Here is an 18,662-nt window from a genome sequence, read left to right as displayed (position 1 = left end):
CGTGGTGAGGATTGTCTGGACACTACCTGGGGCAGCGTCGGGTCGATGCCGTGTTGCTAGCCGTGTGGTCCTGGCCTGGGCCCGTCTTTGCGGGCCTTGTCTTTACGGGCCTTACAGGCTTGGTCTGTAAGCGCACGAGCCCCCTCAGGTGGTGGCTGCCATCAGCCCGCGCCCCAGGTAGTCCTGTTCATCCCGCGCGCCGGGCAGTACGAAGAAGTAGCCGCCGCCGACCGGCTTGATGTACTCCTCCAGCGGTTCGCCATCCAGGCGCTTCTGCACCGTGATGAAGCCCTCCTGCAGATCCGCCTGGAAGCAGATGAACAGGAGCCCCATGTCGAGCTGGCCGTTGGGCTCGACGCCGTTGGCGTAGTTGAACGGGCGGCGCAGGATGCGGTTCTTCTCGGTCGCCGGGGTGCGCGGGTTGGCCAGGCGGATATGCGCATCGAGTGGGGTGATCTTGCCTTCGGGGTCGCTGGCGTAGTCCGGCACGTCCTGCTCGACCCCGCCGGAGAGCGGCGCACCGCTCATCTTCTCGCGGCCGAAGATCGCCTCCTGTTCGCCCAGCGGAGTGCGGTCCCAGCGCTCCACGTAGTTGCGGATGATGCGCACCGCCATGTAGCTGCCGCCCACCGCCCAGTCGGGTTCGTCGCGCTGCGCATCGACCCAGATCAGCTCGTCCATCAGTGCCGGGTCCTGGGCACTGGGGTTGGCGGTACCGTCGCGGAAGCCGAGGAAATTGCGCGCGCTACCGTCGATGTCTCCCGGTGAGGGTGGCAGCAGCGGCACGTTGCCCTCCTGTTTCCAGCGCACCAGCAGGCTTCCGGGGGTGTGCTTGATGATGTCGCGCAGCGCGTGATAGGCGGTATCGAGGGTGTTGGCGCAGATCTGCAGCGCCAGGTCGCCGTGGCAGCGGGCGGCATCGAGGGCGTCGTTGGGAAACCCCTGCATGCGCTCGAGATGTCGGGGCCGCGCGGGGGCGAGGCCGAAGCGGTCGTCGAACAGCGAAGCGCCCAGCGCCACGGTCACGCTCAGGCCGTCGGGGGGGATACGCGGGCCGAGGATGCCGGAGTCGGGCGGCGGGAAGCGTGGGTCGCGCTGGGGGTAGGCGCCGCCCTGGGTCAGAAAGGCGATACGTGTGGTCAGCGTGCGCAGCAGTATATCCAGCCCCTCGCGATCGCGCGCCAGCACGTCGAAGGAGACCAGCATGCCGCTGGCCTGGCGCGGCGTGGTGATCCCCTGCTGATGCGGGCCATGGAAGGGGTAGGCGAGTTCGGGATCTTGAGTCAGGGGCGCTGGTGACTTCTGCACTGCGCTGGGTGTGGCCGGCGGCGTCCGCCATGGCCGGCTCGGCCAGCGCCTGGCCCGGGCAGAGGCCCGCGAGCCCCAGGCCGAGGCCGGTGGCCCCGGCGCCGCGGAGGAAGCCGCGGCGGTCCAGGCGGGTGTCGCTATGGGTAGAGAATCCAAACGGGCAGCGGGAAGATGACTGATCACTCATGGCTGTTTGACCCTATACGGTAACGATTGACGATGAACTCATCCGCTCAGGGCGAGCGCGTGATTGACCGCCGCCAGCGCCTTGGCCAGTGCCTCGCTGTTCGCGAGCAGAACCTGTGCGGTGGCGGCCGGCACCGCGCCGGCGTCGAGCAGCGCCGGGGGCGCGTCGGGGGCCGCGGACTCCGCCGTCGACGCGGCGCCATCGGACCCTGGCGGCGCGGCTTCGGACAGAGACTGCTGCAGGGCGGACAGGGCCTGATCGAGCTGACGCTGGAGCGATGGCGCCTGACGCGCCAGCAGCGGGTCGAGCAGCGACACGATCTTGGCACTGCCTTCGCTGAGGCCGATCAGTTCATTGAGCGCCAGCGGCGTCATCTCGCCGTCGACCACGCGGTCGTGCCAGGTCTGCAACGCGCGGGCGCTGCCGTTGGCCAGCTGCGCCGGCGGTATCGACGCCTGGGCGAGGCGCTGGGAGAGGACATCGAGGTCCGCCATCAGTTGCTTGGCCACCGGCGTCAGCCCGGCTGTGGAGCCAGCGCTGAACAATCCCTGAGCCAGCCGTGGGAAGCCGCCGAAATCCGGGTCCTGCTCGCGCCCGGCGTAATAGTCGGCGGGGGCGTTGAGGCGCTGGTCGAGATCGCCGAACAGGCCGATCGGCATCGCCAGACGCTGGTCGATGCGCCGGGCCTGGAGATAGGCCGTGCGCGCCGCCGTCAGGTCGCCGGCGGCGATCGCCTGCGCGAGCGCCGCACTGGCGCGCTCGAGCTTGCGCATCTGCAGCGTGGTGTAGACGCGCAGCTCGGCCCGCGCGCCGACGAAGTCATGCGCCGCCAGCGTCCGCGCCGTCCCGGCATCGCCGCTCGGCGTCACATGCAGCTCGCCGTGGGGGTTGCTCAGCAGGCCACAGGTCATGGCGTAGTCGCCCGGCACCAGGTCGACACGCAGCGGCTGGCGCATCCCGGGGGCGATGTTCTCGCGCTCGGCCAGCACCATGACGCCGTCGATCACCTCCCACTCGATGGCGCGATCCGAGCGGTTGACGATGGTGAAGGTGCGCTCGCCGGCGGGTACCTCGACCCGTGCCGGCTGGCAGCCCCTGGCGTCGATCGTGATCAGCGTGCCGTCATCGCTGCCGCTCTCGACGGCGCGCAGCGACAGCGCGAACACCCCGAATGCGATCAGCATGAGTAGAAACGAGGCCACCAGGCCCAGGCGCATCAGACGCGGCGAGGGCGCGTGGTGGGCGGTGCTCGGGGTGGCGTGGTGCGAATTCATCCCTGGCTCCCCGCGGTGGCTGCGGTGTGCGTCTGACGCCGCGGGCGCAGCAGCCACAGAGCGATCAGCAGATAGCCCAGGTAGACGACGACCTCGCTCAGGGTGGGCGCCGGCTGATAGCCGAAGATCCCGGCGAACAGCGACCCCAGAGGGGTGTCCAGCGGCAGCACGCTGCTGAGATCGAACACCACCTGCTGGGCGTGGTTCCACAGCCCCGCCTCGTGCAGTGCGCGCACCGAGCCGGCGAGCAGCCCGGCCGCGACCAGCAGGATGAACACGCCGGTGACGCGGAAGAAGTGGCCCAGCGGCAGGCGCAGACTGCCGCGGTAGATCGCCAGGCCGGCGATCACCGCCACGGCGATACCCAGCAGCGCTCCCAGCGGTGCGGCACTGCTCGTGCTTTGCTGGAACACCGCCAGGAGAAAGAAGATCGATTCCAACCCCTCACGCGCCACGGCCAGGAAGACCATGCCGATCAGCGCCCAGGTGTGGCTGCCGCCGCTGAAGGCGTGATCGAGCGCCGACGTCAGCTCGCGTTTCATACCGATGGCGGCGCGGCGCATCCACCACCATCCAGGTCAGCATGCCCACCGCGAGCAGCCCGACCACGGCCTCGAACAGTTCCTGCTGGCGCTGGGGGAATTCGGCGCTGGCGAACTGCAGCCCGGCGCCCACCAGCAGGGCCAGCGCCACTGCCAGAAAAATGCCGATCCAGACGGCGGGCATCCAGGCCTGGCGCTGGGTCTGATGCAGATAGGTGGCGATGATGCCGACGACCAGCGCGGCCTCGAGGCCTTCACGCAGCATGATGAGAAAAGGGATGAGCATGGGGCGAACCTGACGCGGATGAAGAGGATGAGGGATAAGAGAGAAACACTTCGTTGCGCGAATGATACTTGTTTTCAACTGTATGAGGTAACAGTTTGTTGCCGTTTCCGCAAGCGCAAGCTGACCGGCGGTGGAAAATCTTGAGGCGAAGATGAGGGTAGGGTGGCGCTATCGGGAGCCCGAGAGCGACCTTGGCATCGCTCATGGCGCAGAAAGTGTTCCAGAAGCGACACTTTCCATCCCGTGGGCGGTTATGCTGTCGCAGACAGATAAAAAAGCATGCGTCGCGTTGTCACACGATTTAGAGTCGATTCAAGGCCGAAAAACGATCCAGGAAGTGCAAAGATACGGCCAGTTTCAGCCTCTCTTGAGGGCGCCCGCCGCAATGGGCTGACGGCGCAAAGTGCCCGCAGGAGCGACCGACGCCAGGGACGCGCGATAAGAATAACCACCTGACACTGTGATGGAGTAACCTGACATGGCGATTTCTTCTCCCGTTTCCCGCGAACGGGATCTGGGTGTATCCGAACCCCAGACCCTCGGCTTCCTGTTGCTGGACAACTTCACCCTGATTTCCTTGGCGTCGGCGATCGAACCGCTGCGTATGGCCAATCAGCTGGCCGGTCGCGAGCTCTACCGCTGGTACATCATTACCCTGGACGGCGCCCCGGTGCGCGCCAGCGACGGCATGCAGGTGACCCCCGACGCCAGCACCCAGGCACCCTTGAACCTCGACTGGCTGGTGGTGTGCGGTGGCGTGGCGCCTCAGCGTGCGGTATCGCCGGCGCTGCTGAACTGGCTGCAGAGTCGCGGGCGCACGCTGCGGCGTGTCGGCTCGGTGTGCACCGGCAGCTGGGCGCTGGCCCAGGCCGGCCTGCTGGATGGCTACGAAGCGAGCATTCACTGGGAGTGTCTGGCGGCGATGCAGGAGGCGTACCCGCGTACCGCTTGGAGCACGCGCCTGTTTTCGATCGACCGCGACCGCTTCACGGCTTCCGGCGGCACCGCGCCGCTGGACATGATGCTCAACCTGATCGGGCGCGATCACGGCCGCGAGCTGTCGGCGGCGATCTCGGAGATGTTCATCTGCGAGCGTGTGCGTGGCGAAGAAGACCAGCAGCGGGTACCGCTCAAGCACGTACTCGGCACCACCCAGCCCAAGCTGCTGGAGATCGTGGCGCTGATGGAGGCCAATATCGAGGAGCCGATCGAGCTCGACGAGCTGGCCAGCTATGTCGATGTCTCGCGTCGCCAGCTGGAGCGCCTGTTTCAGCGCCACCTGCACTGTTCGCCGTCACGCTACTATCTCAAGCTGCGTCTGACGCGGGCACGCCAGTTGCTCAAGCAGACCCCGCTGCCGATCATCGAGATCGCCTCCGCCTGTGGCTTCGTCTCCACGCCGCACTTCTCCAAGTGCTACCGCGAGTACTTCGGTACACCGCCGCGGGAGGATCGTGGCGAGTCGGTGAAGATCCGGCGTCTGGAGCCGATTCTGCGCCAGCCCACGCCGGAAGAAGATGCGCTGATGCAGTTCAGCAGCGCCAGCGTCGCGCTCAATCACGCGCGTGGCGAGCCCACCTACGCCAGCGTCACGCTGAACTAGCGCCGCTGATCGACGCCCGGCCGCCGCGAAAGCGCTGGCGGCCGGGCGTGAAGGGCCGGGTCGGTACGCCTTCATGGCGCGCCGGAACCGGTCCTTTCCCCATCCCGTACTCCCACGCTTGTGACGTTCTCTAACGCGATGTCCTGCCATCGCGCCGCCAACCGCCGCGCCGCCAAGCGTTGCGTCGATAGGCTGCTGCATCCAGCGGTCGCGGACTCGTCCACCGCTAGCTGAGCCCCGTTTCGTGGCGCAGGCGCGACTGAATCAGGTCGACGAAGGCGCGGGCGCGGGCGGTGATGCCGTGGCGGTCAGGGTGAATGGCGATCACTTCCAGCGGCGCCGGGGCGAGGTCGAGGTCGAGCGCCATCAGCTCGCCGGCATCGATCCAGGTCTGGCAGAAATGACGCGGGATGATCGCAAAACCAATGCCCGCTCTGGCCCCCGCGATCAGCAGGGTGCTGCTGTCGACGCGATAGCGGGCAGGGACCTTGAGCGAGATCGGGCGGCCCGAGTCGTCGATGAAGTGCCATGGGTTCGCTTCCAGGGCGGTCAGCGTCGACAGGCACGGCAGTGCGGAGAGCTCCCGCACCGAGCTGGGGAGGCCATGCTCGGCGATCACACGCGGTGCGGCGACCACGACGCTCTCCATCGTCACCAGCGAGCGCACCACCATGGCGCTGTCGGCGAGCCTGCCCCGGTGGTAGCTGATCGAGACATCGACCTCGCGTCTGATCGGATCCAGCGGCGCCATGCTGGTGATGCAATCGAGATGGATGCCGGGATGCGCTGCCACGAATTCCGCCACGCACTCGTTGAGCCAGCGCACCGCGAACTCGGAGGGAATCGCCACGGTCACCTTGCCGCTCAAGGCGTCGTCGCGGCCGTTCAGCTCCTGCGAAAGCTCCTCCAGGGCGGCGATCAGATGATGCGCGCGCTCGTGCAGGCGGCGGCCATCCGGCGTCAGGCGCAGGTGACGGGTGTTACGCAGCACCAACGGCTGGGCGAGTTCGCGCTCGAACTGGGCGAGCTGGCGTGCCACCGTCGACTTGGGCACGCCGAGCGCTTTCGAGGCGGCGAGTATCGAGCCCTGCTCGGCGATACTGACGAAGATTTTGAGATGGTTGAGGTTCATGATCCTGAATTCGGGAAACTGTTTCCTGACGCCCCGCGTTGAGCGCGGGGAAGCGGCGGCCCTAAGGTACTCGCCATTCCCAGGGCCGGCGACAGCGCAACAGCGCGTCGCCAGCGGGTCGTCACAGGAGGCAGAGCAGCATGAACAGTATCGTCGATCGGGACCCCACCGAAACCGAAGAGTGGACGGATGCACTGACATCCCTGATTCGCGTCGGCGGTGAGGCGCGGGCACGTTTCGTGATGGGCAAGCTTTTAGAGAATCCCGCACTGGCCTTACGCCGGGAAGCGCTCGAAACGCCGCACCGCAACACCATCGGCAGACGCGACCAGCCGGCTTATCCCGGTGATCTGGCGCTGGAGCGCAAGCTGCGCTCCGCCATTCGCTGGAACAGCGTAGCGATGGTGGTGCGGGCCAATGCCAAGGACAAGAGCCTCGGCGGGCACCTGGCAAGCTACATGTCCAGCGCCACGCTCTACGAGGTGGGGTTCAATCACTTCTTTCGCGCCCGCTGCGAGCGCTTCGCCGGCGATCTGGTCTACTTCCAGGGCCATATCGCGCCGGGGATCTACGCCCGCTCCTTTCTCGAAGGGCGCTTCGACCAAGCGCGACTCGACAACTTCCGCCAGGAGGTCGGCGGCAGCGGGCTCTCCTCCTATCCGCACCCTTATCTGATGCCGGACTACTGGCAGTTCTCCACTGTCTCGATGGGGCTGGGGCCGATCCAGGCAATCTATCAGGCGCGCCTGATGAAGTATCTCGATCAGCGCGAGCTGTCCCCGCTCGAACAGCGCAAGGTCTGGGCCTTTCTCGGTGACGGTGAGTGCGACGAGCCCGAAGCCATGGGCGCGCTCAACGTTGCCAGCCGCGAACGGCTCGACAATCTGATCTTCGTGGTCAACTGCAATCTGCAGCGGCTCGACGGCCCGGTACGCGGCAACGGCAGCGTCATGCGCGAGCTGGAGCGCGCGTTCAAGGGGGCCGGCTGGCGCGTGATCAAGGTGGTCTGGGGCAGCGGCTGGGATGCGCTGCTCGAAGCCGATCACGATGGCCTGCTCGGTCGGCGCATGGATGAGGCGGTGGATGGCGAGTATCAGAACTTCAAGGCGCAGGGCGGGGCCTACACCCGGGAGAAGTTCTTCGGCAAGTACGCCGAGCTCGCCGAGCGTGTCGCCTCGCTGTCGGATACCGACATCCATAATCTGACCCGCGGCGGTCACGATCCGGAGAAGGTCTACGCCGCCTACCACGCCGCCGTGCGCAGCGATGACGGCCGTCCCACGGTGATCCTCGCCCATACCGTCAAGGGCTACGGCATGGGCAGCGAGCACGGCGAGGCCGACATGGAGGCGCACAACATCAAGACGATGAGCGGCGATGGGCTGCGTGCGCTGCGCGATCGCTTCGAACTGCCCATCGATGACGCGGCGCTCGACGCGGTGATACGTGATGGCAAGGGCATGCCCTACTATCGGCCGGCGGCGGACAGCCCCGAAATGCGCTATCTGCACGCGCGCCGGGCCGAACTCGGTGGCTATCTGCCCGCCCGCGAGGCGCGTGTCGAGGCGCTGAGCATTCCCGCATTGGACGACCGTATCTTTGCCACCCAGACCCGCGGCAGCGGTGAGCGCAAGCTCTCCACGACCATGGCCTTCGTGCGCGTGCTGACGGGGCTGGTGAAGCACCGGTCGCTGGGTTCCCGGGTCGTGCCGATCATTCCCGACGAGGCGCGTACCTTCGGCATGGAGGGGCTCTTCCGCCAGCTCGGTATCTACGCCCCCGAAGGGCAGACATACGAGCCCGCCGATGCCGGGCAGATCATGTTCTACCGTGAGGATCGCAGCGGGCAGATCCTCGAGGAGGGGATCACCGAGGCCGGGGCGATGTCGTCCTGGATCGCCGCGGCCACGGCGTACGCCAATTACGGCACGCCGCTGATCCCGTTCTATGTCTACTACGCCATGTTCGGCTTCCAGCGCATCGGCGACCTGGCCTGGGCCGCCGGTGACATGCTCTGTCGCGGCTTCATGGTCGGTGGCACGGCAGGACGTACCACGATCAACGGCGAAGGGTTGCAGCATCAGGATGGCCATAGTCATCTGTTCGCCTCCGTCATCCCTAACTGCCGCAGCTACGATCCTACCTACGCCCATGAGGTGGCGGTCATCGTGCGCCACGGGCTAGTGGAAATGGTCGAGCGCCAGCGGAATGTCTTCTTCTATCTGACGGTGATGAACGAGAACTACGTGCACCCCGCCATGCCGGTAGGCTGCGAGGAGGGGATCGTCCGCGGTCTCTATCTGCTCGACGAGGACGACGCCACCGCCGACGATCGCCCGCGCGCCCAACTACTGGGCAGCGGTGCCATCCTGCGCGAGGTCGAGGCGGCGGCGCGGATCTTGCGTGACGACTACGGTGTCGCCGCGGATGTCTGGAGTGCGACGAGCTTCAACGAGCTACGCCGCGAGGCGCTCGCCTACGATCGCCGGCGATTTCTGGCCCCCGACCAGGCGCTCGACAAGCCCTGGGTCACCCGTCAGTTGGCGGCACGCGCCGGACCGGTGATCGCCGCCAGCGATGCCATCCGTCTCTACGCCGACCAGATCCGTGCCTGGGTGCCGAGTGACTACCACGTGCTGGGGACCGACGGCTTCGGCCGCTCTGACACCCGCGAGGCGCTGCGCGACTTCTTCGAGGTCGACCGTCATCACGTCGTCTTGCTCACGCTCTCGGCGCTGGTCGAGCGTGACGAGCTGGCCCCCGAGATCGTCGTCGAGGCCATGGCCCGCTATGGCCTCGACACCGCGACCCCGAACCCCTGGGAGTGCTGAGATGATGCGCAGTGATTCCGCCAGCGTTGGCAGCGCAGGCGCCCGCGCGGACCGCCGCGTGCATGCCTGCCCCGCCGTGCGCAAGCGTGCCCGGTTGCTCGGTCTCTCGCTCGCGGCGATCTGCGGTAGCGGCCGCGAAGGGCGGATCACGCCGGCAGACGTGGCGCGCTACGCCGCCGGTGGGGCGCCGGACTCGGAGACGCGCCCCGCTGACTGAGCACGATAGGGTGGGGATGCGTTCGGTGAGCCGGCGTTCGGCGCCCGATGCTGGCCAGCCGACGTTCAACCGAGCATCGGTCTGACCAGGGTCATCACGCCGAAGGTGGCGACACCGACGATCACCGGCAGGCCCAGTGAACGGGTTCGCCGCCAGGTCAGCAGTGTGGCGGCGAGCCCGACGAGCGTGGCGATCCAGCCCGTGGCGTCAGGCACCCTCGGCACCAGCGATACCCCCAGCACGGCGGCGATCATCATCGGCCCGAGCACGCCGAGCCACGCCGGCATCGACTCCGTGCCCGCACGCTCGCGGGAGTGGCGCAGTCGGCGCTGCATCCAGAGTAGCGGCAGCAGCCGGATGAGATAGGTGCCGAGGGCGCCGGCGAGCAGGGCGATCCAGAGTTCGACGCTCATCGCTGACCTCCTGGCAGGCGCGGGGCCCGCAGGGTGAAGAAGCAGAGACCGCCGAGAGCCGCCGCCAGCGGGATACCGACGTTGGCCAGACCGCCCAGGGTGAAGGCCAGCGCTGCGGCGATGCAGACACACAGCGCCAGCGTCCAGCGCGGTGAGGTGAAACGCGGCACCACCAGCACCAGGAAGAGCGCGGGCAGGGCGAAGGGCATCACCTCGCCGAGCAGCGGCCACTGCGCCATCAGCCACTCCCCGGCGAGGGCACCGAGCAGCGAGCCGGCGATCCAGCTCAGCCAGGCGAGCAGCGCCGCGCCGCAGAACCAGCCGACCCGCTGGCGCTCGGCGAGCTGGGGCAGGCGGGCGTGGGCCAGGGCGAAGACCTGGTCGGTCAAACCATGCATCAGCCAGGGCCACCAGCGGCTCGGCGGTAGCCAGGGGGCGAGGTTGGGCGCATAGACGACATGGCGCAGATTGATCAGCAGGGTCATGGCGACCGCCAGCCACAGCGGCGCACCGCTGGCCACCATGCCCACGAACACGAACTGCGAGGCGCCGGCGTAGATCAGCCCCGAGATCGCCAGCGTCTCCAGGCTGCTGAAGCCGGCCTGGGTGGCGACCAGTCCGAACGAGACGGCGACCGGGATATAGCCACTCAGCAGCGGCAGCGAATCGCGCACGCCCCCCAGCCAGGCAGGGCCGGCGGAGGTGGCAATGTCGTGATCAGACATGGGCGTCGGGCTCTGGCAGATAGACGATGGTGACCAGCAGCGCGGCACCGCTGTCGCCGCTGAGATAGGCGTGTGGCACGTCGCTTGCGAAGGTATAGAGCTCGCCGACATCGAGCTGGCGGCTATCCGCCGGCGGTCCCACCGTCAGGCTGCCCTCGAGCAGTTGCACCGTTTCGCGGGTGCCGGCGGTGTGCGCTTCGGCCTCGCGCCGGTGATCCGGGGCCAGCCGCATCAGGTAGGCGTCCACCGGCACGCCGCTGCGACTCTGCATGATCAACTGCACGCTGGCACCGGCATCGTCGACCGCGGCGGCGAGCGGGGCGACCAGGGTGCCGAAGGGCACGCCTAGCTGGCGTGCCAGCCGCCACAGGGTATCGAGGGTGGGGTTGCCGTCACCCTGTTCCAGTCGCGACAGGTTCGACTTGGCGACCTGGGCCTCGGCGGGCCAGCTGCGACAGCGACAGCCCGCGCGCCTGGCGCAGTGTCTGCAGATGCTGGCCGAGGGTGTGGCGTGAGGCGGAATCCATGGCGGCAGGCTCCTGAGAGGCGTTATGGGGTTACGAGGTGTCAGCGCGGTGGCGCCATGAGGCCGTGGCGTTGAGAACAGTCGCGGCATGTCGCGATTGGAATCGCGTCATGGACGGCTGTTCTATTAAAAGAACGTTCTACAAAAGGAACACTGGCGCGTCAAGCGCGATGCGGCCGCGGCTGCCGGGCATCGCGGTGGTAAAAGGCGACAGGGCGTCGCGAAATCGGGGCGTGAGCGGCCCCGGTAAGCGTGCGCCGGGGCGTCGTGGAGAGAACGCTGGGCGTGACGCAATCGGAACACTCGGATTCGCTTTCGGTCGGCGAGCGGGTAGGGCGCAGGGATATGCTGCGCGGAACAGTCGCTCTCGCCGCTTCATCATCGTGATGCCAAACCGGGAGCGCGCAACCGAGGAGGATTTCCGCATGTCGACGTCATCCGTGCACGACGATGCCATCATCATCGACGGCCTGATCATTGCCAAATGGGACCGCGCCCTGTTCGAGGACATGCGCAAGGGCGGCCTGACCGCGGCCAACTGCACGGTGTCGGTGTGGGAGGATTTCGAGGCCACCGTCGACAACATCGTCGCCGTCAACCAGCTGATGCGCGACAACGCCGAGCTGGTGCGCCCGGTGCACACCACCCGCGACATCACCCGGGCCAAGGAGGAGGGCAAGACCGGCATCATCCTCGGTTTTCAGAACGCCTACGCCTTCGAGGACAAGCTGGGCTACATCGAGATCTTCAAGAAGCTCGGCGTGGGTATCACCCAGCTCTGCTACAACACCCAGAACCTGGTCGGTACCGGCTGCTACGAGCGCGACGGTGGCCTCTCCGGCTACGGCCGCGAAGTGATCGCCGAGATGAACCGGGTCGGCATGATGTGCGACCTCTCGCACGTCGGCTCGAAGACCTCCGAGGAGATCATTCTCGAATCGAGCAAGCCGGTCTGCTACTCCCACTGCCTGCCCAGCGGGCTCAAGGAGCATCCGCGCAACAAGTCCGACGAGGAGCTCAAGTTCATCGCCGACCACGGTGGCTTCGTCGGCGTGACCATGTTCACGCCCTTCCTCAAGGCGGGTGTCAACGCCACCGTCGAGGATTACGTCGAAGCGATCGTCTACATCATGAACATCGTCGGCGAGGATGCCATCGGTATCGGTACCGACTTCACCCAGGGCCAGGACGAAGCCTTCTTCGAGTGGCTGACCCACGACAAGGGTTACGCCCGCCGTCTGACCCGTTTCGGCGAGATCATCAATCCCAAGGGCATCCGCACCATCGGTGAGTTCCCCAACCTGACCCAGGCGCTGCTCGACCATGGCCTGTCCGAGCCGGTGGTGCGCAAGATCATGGGCGAGAACTGGGTGCGGACGTTGAAAGACGTCTGGGGCGAGTAAACCGTGCCGAGCCGGCTGCGCGTCGCGAATACGGCGTTGAAGTCTGCCGCTCTCTGCTCATGGACAACCTCGTCCACTGCGCGAGCCCGGCAGACTTCGCCTTGTCTTCGCTAGCTCGCTCGGCTCCTGGAACGTGAAAGCGGAGTCGGCTGGAGTCCCCAAGCCATCATTCTGCGCTTAGCCCGCGGCTGGAAGCGCCGCTCAAGAACAACTTCAGAGGTAACCGATATGACCCAGATGGCTCCCGAACTGCCGATCAACGTCGATAGCGACACCGGTATCTGGACCACCGATGCGCTGCCGATGCTCTACGTGCCGCGCCACTTCTTCATCAACAACCACGTCGCCATCGAAGAGGCGCTGGGGGCCGAGGCCTACGCCAAGATCCTCTACGACGCCGGCTACAAGTCCGCCTGGCACTGGTGCGAGAAGGAAGCCGAGCTGCACGGCCTCGAGGGCGTGGCGGTCTTCGAACACTACATGAAGCGCCTGTCGCAGCGCGGCTGGGGGCTGTTCATCACCGAGGCGATCGACCTCGACGCCGGCACCGCCAAGGTACGCCTGGAGCACTCCTGCTTCGTCTATCAACTGGGCAAGACCGGCAAGAAGGAAGAGTACATGTTCACCGGCTGGTTCGCCGGCGCCATGGACCAGATTCTTAAGGCCCGCGGCAGCAGCCTGCGCACCCGTGCCGAGCAGACCCAGAGCGGTGCCGAGGCGGGCTGCGAGGTCGGCTACTTCGAAGTGGCGCCGCGCTGACGGCGGCGCCGACACGCCCCGCGACAGCTACCCATAATTCAAGCAATTCCGTGTACTGAAGAACTCTTGGCGGCCGCGCCCGATCTGGGCCCGGTGCGAGTTCGAGGAGATGACCGGCCATGGCCCATGAAGCGCTATTCAAGCCGATTCAAATCGGCAAGCTGACGATCCGCAACCGTGTGGTCAGTACCGCCCACGCCGAGGTGCACGCCACCGACGGCGGCATGACCACCGATCGCTACGTCAAGTATTACGAAGAGAAGTCGAAAGGCGGCTGTGGGCTCTGCATCTGCGGCGGCTCCTCGCCGGTCTCCATCGACAGCCCGCAGCAGTGGTGGAGTTCGGTCAACGTCTCCACCGATCGCATCATTCCGCACTTCCAGAATCTGGCCGATGCCGTGCACAAGCATGGCGGCAAGATCATGATCCAGATCACCCACATGGGGCGGCGTTCGCGCTGGGACGGCTACAACTGGTCGACCCTGGTGTCGCCCTCAGGGATCCGTGAGCCGGTCCACCGTGCCACCTGCAAGACCATCGAAGAGGAAGAGATCTGGCGCATCATCAGTGATTTCGCCCAGGGCGCACGCCGGGTCAAGGAGGGCGGGCTCGACGGCTGCGAACTCTCCGCGGTCCACCAGCACCTGATCGATCAGTTCTGGAGCCCGCGCGTCAACAAGCGTACCGACCAGTGGGGCGGCAGCTTCGAGAACCGCATGCGCTTCGGCATGGAAGTGCTCAAGGCGGTGCGTGCCGAAGTCGGCGACGACTTCTGCGTCGGCATGCGTATCTGCGGCGATGAGTTCCATCCCGATGGTCTCTCCCACGACGACATGAAGCAGATCGCCGCCTACTACGATGCCACCGGCATGGTCGACTTCTTCGGCGTGATCGGTTCCGGCTGCGATACCCATGACACCCTGGCCAACGTCATCCCCAACATGTCCTATCCGCCGGAGCCGTTTCTGCATCTGGCCGCGGGCATCAAGGAAGTGGTCTCGGTACCGGTCATCCACGCCCAGAACATCAAGGACCCGACCCAGGCCGAGCGTATCCTCGAGGGCGGCTACGTCGACCTGGTGGGGATGACCCGGGCGCATATCGCCGACCCGCACATCATCGCCAAGATCAAGAACGGCCAGACCGACCAGATCCGTCAGTGTGTGGGCGCCAACTACTGCATCGACCGCCAGTACCAGGGGCTCGACGTGCTCTGTATCCAGAACGCGGCGACCTCGCGCGAGTACATGGGTCTGCCGCACATCATCGAGAAAACCAGCGGGCCCAAGCGTAAGGTGGTGGTGGTCGGCGGTGGCCCCGGCGGCATGGAGGCGGCCCGCGTCAGCGCCGAGCGCGGCCACGACGTGACCCTGATAGAAGCCCAGTCCCAGCTCGGCGGCCAGATCACCCTGGCCGCACGCGCCCCGCAGCGCGACCAGATCGCCGGTATCACCCGCTGGTACGAGATGGAGCTTGCGCGCCTCGGCGTCGATGTCCAGCTCGACACCCGCGCCGACGACTCGATGGTGCGCGACCTGCAGCCCGACTTAGTGGTGCTGGCCAACGGCGGTCATCCGTTCCTCGAGCAGGTGCCCGAGTGGGGCTACTCGGACAACCCCGACGAGTGTCTGTCGGTCAGCAGCTGGGACATCCTCAGCGGCAAGGTCGAGCCGGGCAAGAACGTGCTGGTCTACGACACCATGTGCGAGTTCAGCGGCATGTCCACCGCGGACTACCTCGCCAGCAAGGGTGCCACGGTGGAGATCGTCACCGACGACACCAAGCCCGGCGTGGCGGTCGGCGGGACCACCTTCCCGACCTACTATCGCAGCCTCTACCAGCAGGCAGTGGTGATGACCGGCGACCTGGGGCTGCACAAGGTCTACCGCGAGGGTGACAAGCTGGTAGCGCTGTTCGAGAACGAGTACACCGGCGAGCACGAGGAGCGGGTGGTCGATCAGGTGGTGATCGAGAACGGCGTGCGTCCGGACGAGTCGCTCTACTATGCGCTCAAGTCGCGTTCGCGCAACCACGGCCAGATCGATATCGAGGCGCTGTATGCGATCGCGCCCCAGCCGACCCTGGCCGAGAGCGGCGAGTTCGCGCTGTTCCGGATCGGGGACTGCGTGGCGCAGCGGAATACGCATGCGGCGATATACGATGCCTTGCGGCTGTGCATGCACTTTTAGTGCAAAGCGATTGCGCTCGCTCAGGCATTGTTGAAGTCCGGCTCGCCATGCTCATGGACAAACACGTCCACTCCGCTGGCTCGCCGTCCTTCGCCGCGCCTGAGCGTCGCTCATGACGCTTTCTCTAGCCTGGTGACAGGGCGGTACGCGCTTTTGCGACCGCCTCTCGCCAACCCGATCCGATACGCTTTCTTGGTCGGTGCGATTTCCGGAGAAGTCCGATGCTGCAGACGCTACTCCCCATTCTGATCTTTGCCGCGCTGGCGGTGGGTGCGGCGGGCGCGGTGCGCCGCATCCGGCTGTGGCGCCAGGGGCGGCGCACGCCGATGCGGTGGCATCGGCTCGTGCTGATGCCCAAGCGCTATCTCAATGATCTGCACCATGTGGTCGCCCGCGACAAGGCGATCGCGCATACCCACGTGGCCACCGCCGGGGGCTTCGTCGCCGCCATGGCATTGGCGCTGGTGGTTCACGGCTTCGGCTGGCGCAACCCGATTCTGGGCGGGCTGCTGCTGGCGGCGAGCCTGTGCATGTTCATCGGCGCGCTGGCGGTCAACCGCCGGCGTATCGATCCGCCGGCCAAACTCTCCAAGGGGCCGTGGCAGCGGCTGTCGAAGAGCCTGCTGGCCTACTCGGTGGGCATGTTCCTGGTCAGCTTGCCGCTGGTGGGCGTGGCGCCGACCCTGCTGGGCGGCGGCGTGTTGGCGCTGATCCTGCTGGCGCTGGTCGCCTGGGGCCTGGCCGAAATGCTGATCGGCATGGGCTGGGGCGGGCCGATGAAACATGCCTTCGCCGGTACCTTTCATCTGGCCTTCCACCGCCGCCCCGAGCGGTTCGACGATCAGCACCGCGACGTGGCGCACGATGTGCATCGCGGCAGCCGCTCCACCGCGCTCTTCCCGCTCGATCTCACGGCGAAGACGCTGGGCGTGGAGAAGCCCGCCGATTTCCAATGGGAGCAGCTGCTGGGCTTCGACGCCTGCGTTCAGTGCGGCCGCTGCCAGAATGTCTGCCCGGCCTATGCCGCCGGCCAGCCGCTCAATCCCAAGAAACTGATCCAGGATATGGTCGTGGGCATGGCTGGCGGCAGTGACGCCCGCTACGCCGGCTCCGGCTATCCCGGCATCGAGGTCGGCAAACACCATGGCGGGCCAACGGATGCGATCGTGCCGCAGCTGGTCGAGGCGCAGACGCTGTGGGCGTGCACCACCTGCCGTGCCTGTGTCGAGGAGTGCCCGATGATGATCGAGCACGTCGATGCCATCGTCGACATGCGCCGCTTCATCACCCTGGAGCGGGGTGAGACCCCGGAGAAGGGCGCCGCAGCGATCGACAATCTGATCGCCACCGACAACCCCGGCGGGCTTGACAACGCTTCGCGTCTGGACTGGGCGGCGGATCTCGACATTCCGCGTATCCAGCAGCGCCCGGAAGGGGTCGACGTGCTGCTGTGGCTGGGCGACGGTGCCTTCGACATGCGCAACCAGCGCACCCTGCGCTCGCTGGTCAAGATCCTGCACGCCGCCGAGGTCGACTTCGCCGTGCTGGGTGACGAAGAGCGTGACAGTGGCGACGTCGCCCGGCGCCTGGGCGACGAGGCGACCTTCCAGCGCCTCGCCGAGCGCAATATCGCGACGCTGTCGCGCTATCGCTTCCAGCGCATCGTCACCGCCGACCCGCACAGCTTCCACGTGCTGGGCCGCGAGTATGGCGCCTTCGGCGGCGACTACGTGGTCAAGCACCACTCGACCTTCATCGCCGAGCTGTTCGACGCCGGCCGGCTCAGCGTCAAGGCCGCCGAACCGGGGGAGACGGTGACCTACCACGACCCCTGCTATCTGGGCCGCTACAACGGTGAGTTCGCCGCGCCGCGTCAGGTGCTCGCCGCGCTCGGCGTCGAAGTCGCCGAGATGGAGCGCTCCGGCTATCGCTCGCGCTGCTGCGGCGGCGGCGGCGGTGCCGCGCTCTCCGACGTGCCCGGCAAGGCGCGTATTCCCGACATGCGCATGGAGGACGTGCGCGAGACCGGGGCGACCACCGTGGCGGTGGCCTGTCCGCAGTGCACGGCGATGCTCGAGGGCGTGGTCGAACCGCGGCCCCAGGTCAAGGATCTCGCCGAACTGGTCGCCGCCGCGCTGGTGGAGCCGGCTGCGGCGCCGACCGCGCGTACCAGCAGCGAAGCCCCTGAGGAGGTTCCGGCATGAGTGTCAGACGACTCGACCCACACGCCGAACGCGCCCGGCGCAATCGGCTGCACCCGCGACATCTCGAATTCGCGCGCCCGGCATGGCGCTGGACCAGCGCCGACGGGGTGACCCGACTCAACCCCCACGCCCTGGGCGCGATCGGCCCCAACGGCATCCGGCGCATCGACCGCAGCGGCGCTAGCGTCGAGGCGGCGGCGGTGGCCCCCAGGCCAGCGCCGAGCCGAGCCGGCGCCAGGTCAGCGTCGAGACACCCAAGGCGTATGTCGCGGTGGTGCCGGAGCTGCCGGAAGGGCGCTTGAGCGATCACGACCGCGACCTGCTCGGGCTGGCGCGCCAATTGGCCGAGGCCCGCGGCGGTGCCGAGGCTGGGGTGGCCGTGGTTGCGGTCACCTTCCAGGCCGAGGTCGCCGGGCTCGAGGAAGCCGGCGCCGACCGCCGGGTCGATCTGTCGTCCCGGGTCGACGCCGACAGCTACGCGCCTGAAGCGCGTCTGGCGGCGCTCGCGGCGGTGGAAACCACGCTCGCCCCGATGCACTGGATCTTTGCCGACGACTTTCCCGGCGGCGGCGATCTCGGCCGGCGCCTGGCCGCGCGGCTGGCGCTTGCCTCGACTGCGGGTGGCGATGCCCGGCACGTGCAGCGACCCGGGTGTGGCAGTTCGCCGATGGCCAGACCCTCTCCCGCGCCGGTGACCGCCAGGACATTCAGCGCGAGGTGGCGCGGGTGCGCTGGCGCTGCCGGAGTGCGCAGCCGGTCAGCAGAGACCCAGCATGCGGCGACGCTGCTGGATCTCGATGCGCTGGGTCATGATGTCTCGGCCAGCGACGAGCGGTCAGCGCCGGGTGTCGCCGATCTCGGCCGGGTCGCGGTGGATCCGCAGCAGATTCCGCTGGCCCAGGCGCCCTTCATTCTTTCCGCCGGCCGCGGTGTCAGCGACTGGGAAAGGCTACCATCACGCCGCCAAGGTGCTGGGTGCCAGCGAGGGCGCCTCGCGGGTGGCCGTCGATGACGGCTACATGCCGCGCTCGCGCCAGGTCGGCGCCACCGGCACCTTCGTCAG

15 protein-coding genes and 3 pseudogenes are annotated in these 18,662 nt (G+C 67.1%); 10 read left to right on the top strand and 8 right to left on the bottom strand.

The features are described 5' to 3' along the window. Window positions 1-144 precede the first annotated feature (144 nt). From efeB to efeU, 4 genes and pseudogenes are all read right to left on the bottom strand, one after another. Window positions 145-1,308 carry an iron uptake transporter deferrochelatase/peroxidase subunit gene (gene efeB, locus CN538_RS01140; protein WP_207233578.1) on the bottom strand — a complete coding sequence of 388 codons (1,164 nt, stop codon included), beginning with the start codon at window positions 1,306-1,308 and terminating at the stop codon, window positions 145-147. A gap of 79 nt (window positions 1,309-1,387) precedes the next feature. After that, window positions 1,388-1,495: pseudogene (locus CN538_RS25800) on the bottom strand (hypothetical protein); the annotation flags it as partial. Window positions 1,496-1,533: 38 nt separating this feature from the next. Beyond that, complete coding sequence (locus CN538_RS01135) at window positions 1,534-2,769, bottom strand: cupredoxin domain-containing protein (protein ID WP_106418278.1); 1,236 nt, start codon at window positions 2,767-2,769, stop codon at window positions 1,534-1,536. Continuing rightward, window positions 2,766-3,576, bottom strand: a pseudogene (gene efeU, locus CN538_RS01130) (iron uptake transporter permease EfeU). Before efeU ends, CN538_RS01135 begins: the two are co-directional and overlap by 4 nt. 499 nt (window positions 3,577-4,075) lie before the next feature. Between efeU and gbdR the strand changes: the two are divergent. After that, window positions 4,076-5,200, top strand: a complete 1,125-nt coding sequence (gene gbdR, locus CN538_RS01125) for a choline metabolism transcriptional regulator GbdR (protein WP_106418277.1) — start codon at window positions 4,076-4,078, stop codon at window positions 5,198-5,200. Between the two features lie 226 nt (window positions 5,201-5,426). Here gbdR and CN538_RS01120 read toward each other — a convergent pair whose 3' ends face one another. Then, on the bottom strand, window positions 5,427-6,332 hold the full coding sequence (locus CN538_RS01120) for a LysR family transcriptional regulator (RefSeq protein ID WP_164999467.1): 906 nt from the start codon (window positions 6,330-6,332) through the stop codon (window positions 5,427-5,429). Between the two features lie 140 nt (window positions 6,333-6,472). Here CN538_RS01120 and aceE point away from each other — a divergent pair, with 140 nt between their 5' ends. Continuing rightward, window positions 6,473-9,163 (top strand): pyruvate dehydrogenase (acetyl-transferring), homodimeric type, encoded by a 2,691-nt coding sequence (gene aceE / locus CN538_RS01115; protein ID WP_106418275.1) that lies wholly within the window; start codon window positions 6,473-6,475, stop codon window positions 9,161-9,163. A 1-nt stretch (window position 9,164) separates the two neighbouring features. Next, the gene (locus CN538_RS01110) at window positions 9,165-9,380 is read left to right on the top strand and encodes an E3 binding domain-containing protein (RefSeq protein WP_164999466.1); all 216 of its coding nucleotides are present in this window, start codon (window positions 9,165-9,167) and stop codon (window positions 9,378-9,380) included. A gap of 65 nt (window positions 9,381-9,445) precedes the next feature. Here the strand turns inward: CN538_RS01110 and CN538_RS01105 are convergent, their stop codons facing one another. The 3 genes from CN538_RS01105 to CN538_RS01095 are packed head-to-tail and all read right to left on the bottom strand — an operon-like array spanning window position 9,446 to window position 11,134. Continuing rightward, window positions 9,446-9,793, bottom strand: coding sequence for an AzlD domain-containing protein (locus CN538_RS01105; protein WP_106418273.1), 348 nt, complete (start codon window positions 9,791-9,793; stop codon window positions 9,446-9,448). Next, window positions 9,790-10,518 (bottom strand): AzlC family ABC transporter permease, encoded by a 729-nt coding sequence (locus CN538_RS01100; RefSeq protein ID WP_106418272.1) that lies wholly within the window; start codon window positions 10,516-10,518, stop codon window positions 9,790-9,792. Before CN538_RS01100 ends, CN538_RS01105 begins: the two co-directional genes overlap by 4 nt. Continuing rightward, window positions 10,511-11,134, bottom strand: coding sequence for a helix-turn-helix domain-containing protein (locus tag CN538_RS01095; RefSeq protein WP_340638210.1), 624 nt, complete (start codon window positions 11,132-11,134; stop codon window positions 10,511-10,513). The genes CN538_RS01100 and CN538_RS01095 overlap by 8 nt, the downstream gene beginning before the upstream one ends. A gap of 335 nt (window positions 11,135-11,469) precedes the next feature. Here CN538_RS01095 and CN538_RS01090 point away from each other — a divergent pair, with 335 nt between their 5' ends. The 7 genes and pseudogenes from CN538_RS01090 to CN538_RS21580 all read left to right on the top strand — a co-directional run. After that, the gene (locus tag CN538_RS01090; protein WP_106418271.1) at window positions 11,470-12,447 is read left to right on the top strand and encodes a dipeptidase; all 978 of its coding nucleotides are present in this window, start codon (window positions 11,470-11,472) and stop codon (window positions 12,445-12,447) included. 228 nt (window positions 12,448-12,675) lie between these two features. Then, window positions 12,676-13,206, top strand: a complete 531-nt coding sequence (locus CN538_RS01085; RefSeq protein WP_106418270.1) for a DUF5943 domain-containing protein — start codon at window positions 12,676-12,678, stop codon at window positions 13,204-13,206. Window positions 13,207-13,325: 119 nt separating this feature from the next. Further along, window positions 13,326-15,395, top strand: coding sequence for a dimethylglycine demethylation protein DgcA (gene dgcA / locus CN538_RS01080; protein ID WP_106418269.1), 2,070 nt, complete (start codon window positions 13,326-13,328; stop codon window positions 15,393-15,395). 221 nt (window positions 15,396-15,616) lie between these two features. Beyond that, the gene (locus tag CN538_RS01075) at window positions 15,617-17,599 is read left to right on the top strand and encodes a (Fe-S)-binding protein (protein WP_106418268.1); all 1,983 of its coding nucleotides are present in this window, start codon (window positions 15,617-15,619) and stop codon (window positions 17,597-17,599) included. Beyond that, complete coding sequence (locus CN538_RS21590; protein WP_242495453.1) at window positions 17,596-17,901, top strand: hypothetical protein; 306 nt, start codon at window positions 17,596-17,598, stop codon at window positions 17,899-17,901. Before CN538_RS01075 ends, CN538_RS21590 begins: the two co-directional genes overlap by 4 nt. Beyond that, window positions 17,898-18,611 carry a hypothetical protein gene (locus tag CN538_RS21585; protein ID WP_242495452.1) on the top strand — a complete coding sequence of 238 codons (714 nt, stop codon included), beginning with the start codon at window positions 17,898-17,900 and terminating at the stop codon, window positions 18,609-18,611. Before CN538_RS21590 ends, CN538_RS21585 begins: the two co-directional genes overlap by 4 nt. Continuing rightward, a pseudogene (locus CN538_RS21580) lies at window positions 18,598-18,654 on the top strand (hypothetical protein); the annotation flags it as partial. The gene CN538_RS21585 and the pseudogene CN538_RS21580, both read left to right, overlap by 14 nt. Window positions 18,655-18,662 lie beyond the last annotated feature (8 nt).

The sequence above is a fragment of the Salinicola tamaricis genome (assembly GCF_003006155.1).
Taxonomy (GTDB): domain Bacteria; phylum Pseudomonadota; class Gammaproteobacteria; order Pseudomonadales; family Halomonadaceae; genus Salinicola; species Salinicola tamaricis.
Note: the sequence above shows the minus strand (reverse complement) of the source record. Positions and strands in the feature narration are given on the sequence as shown.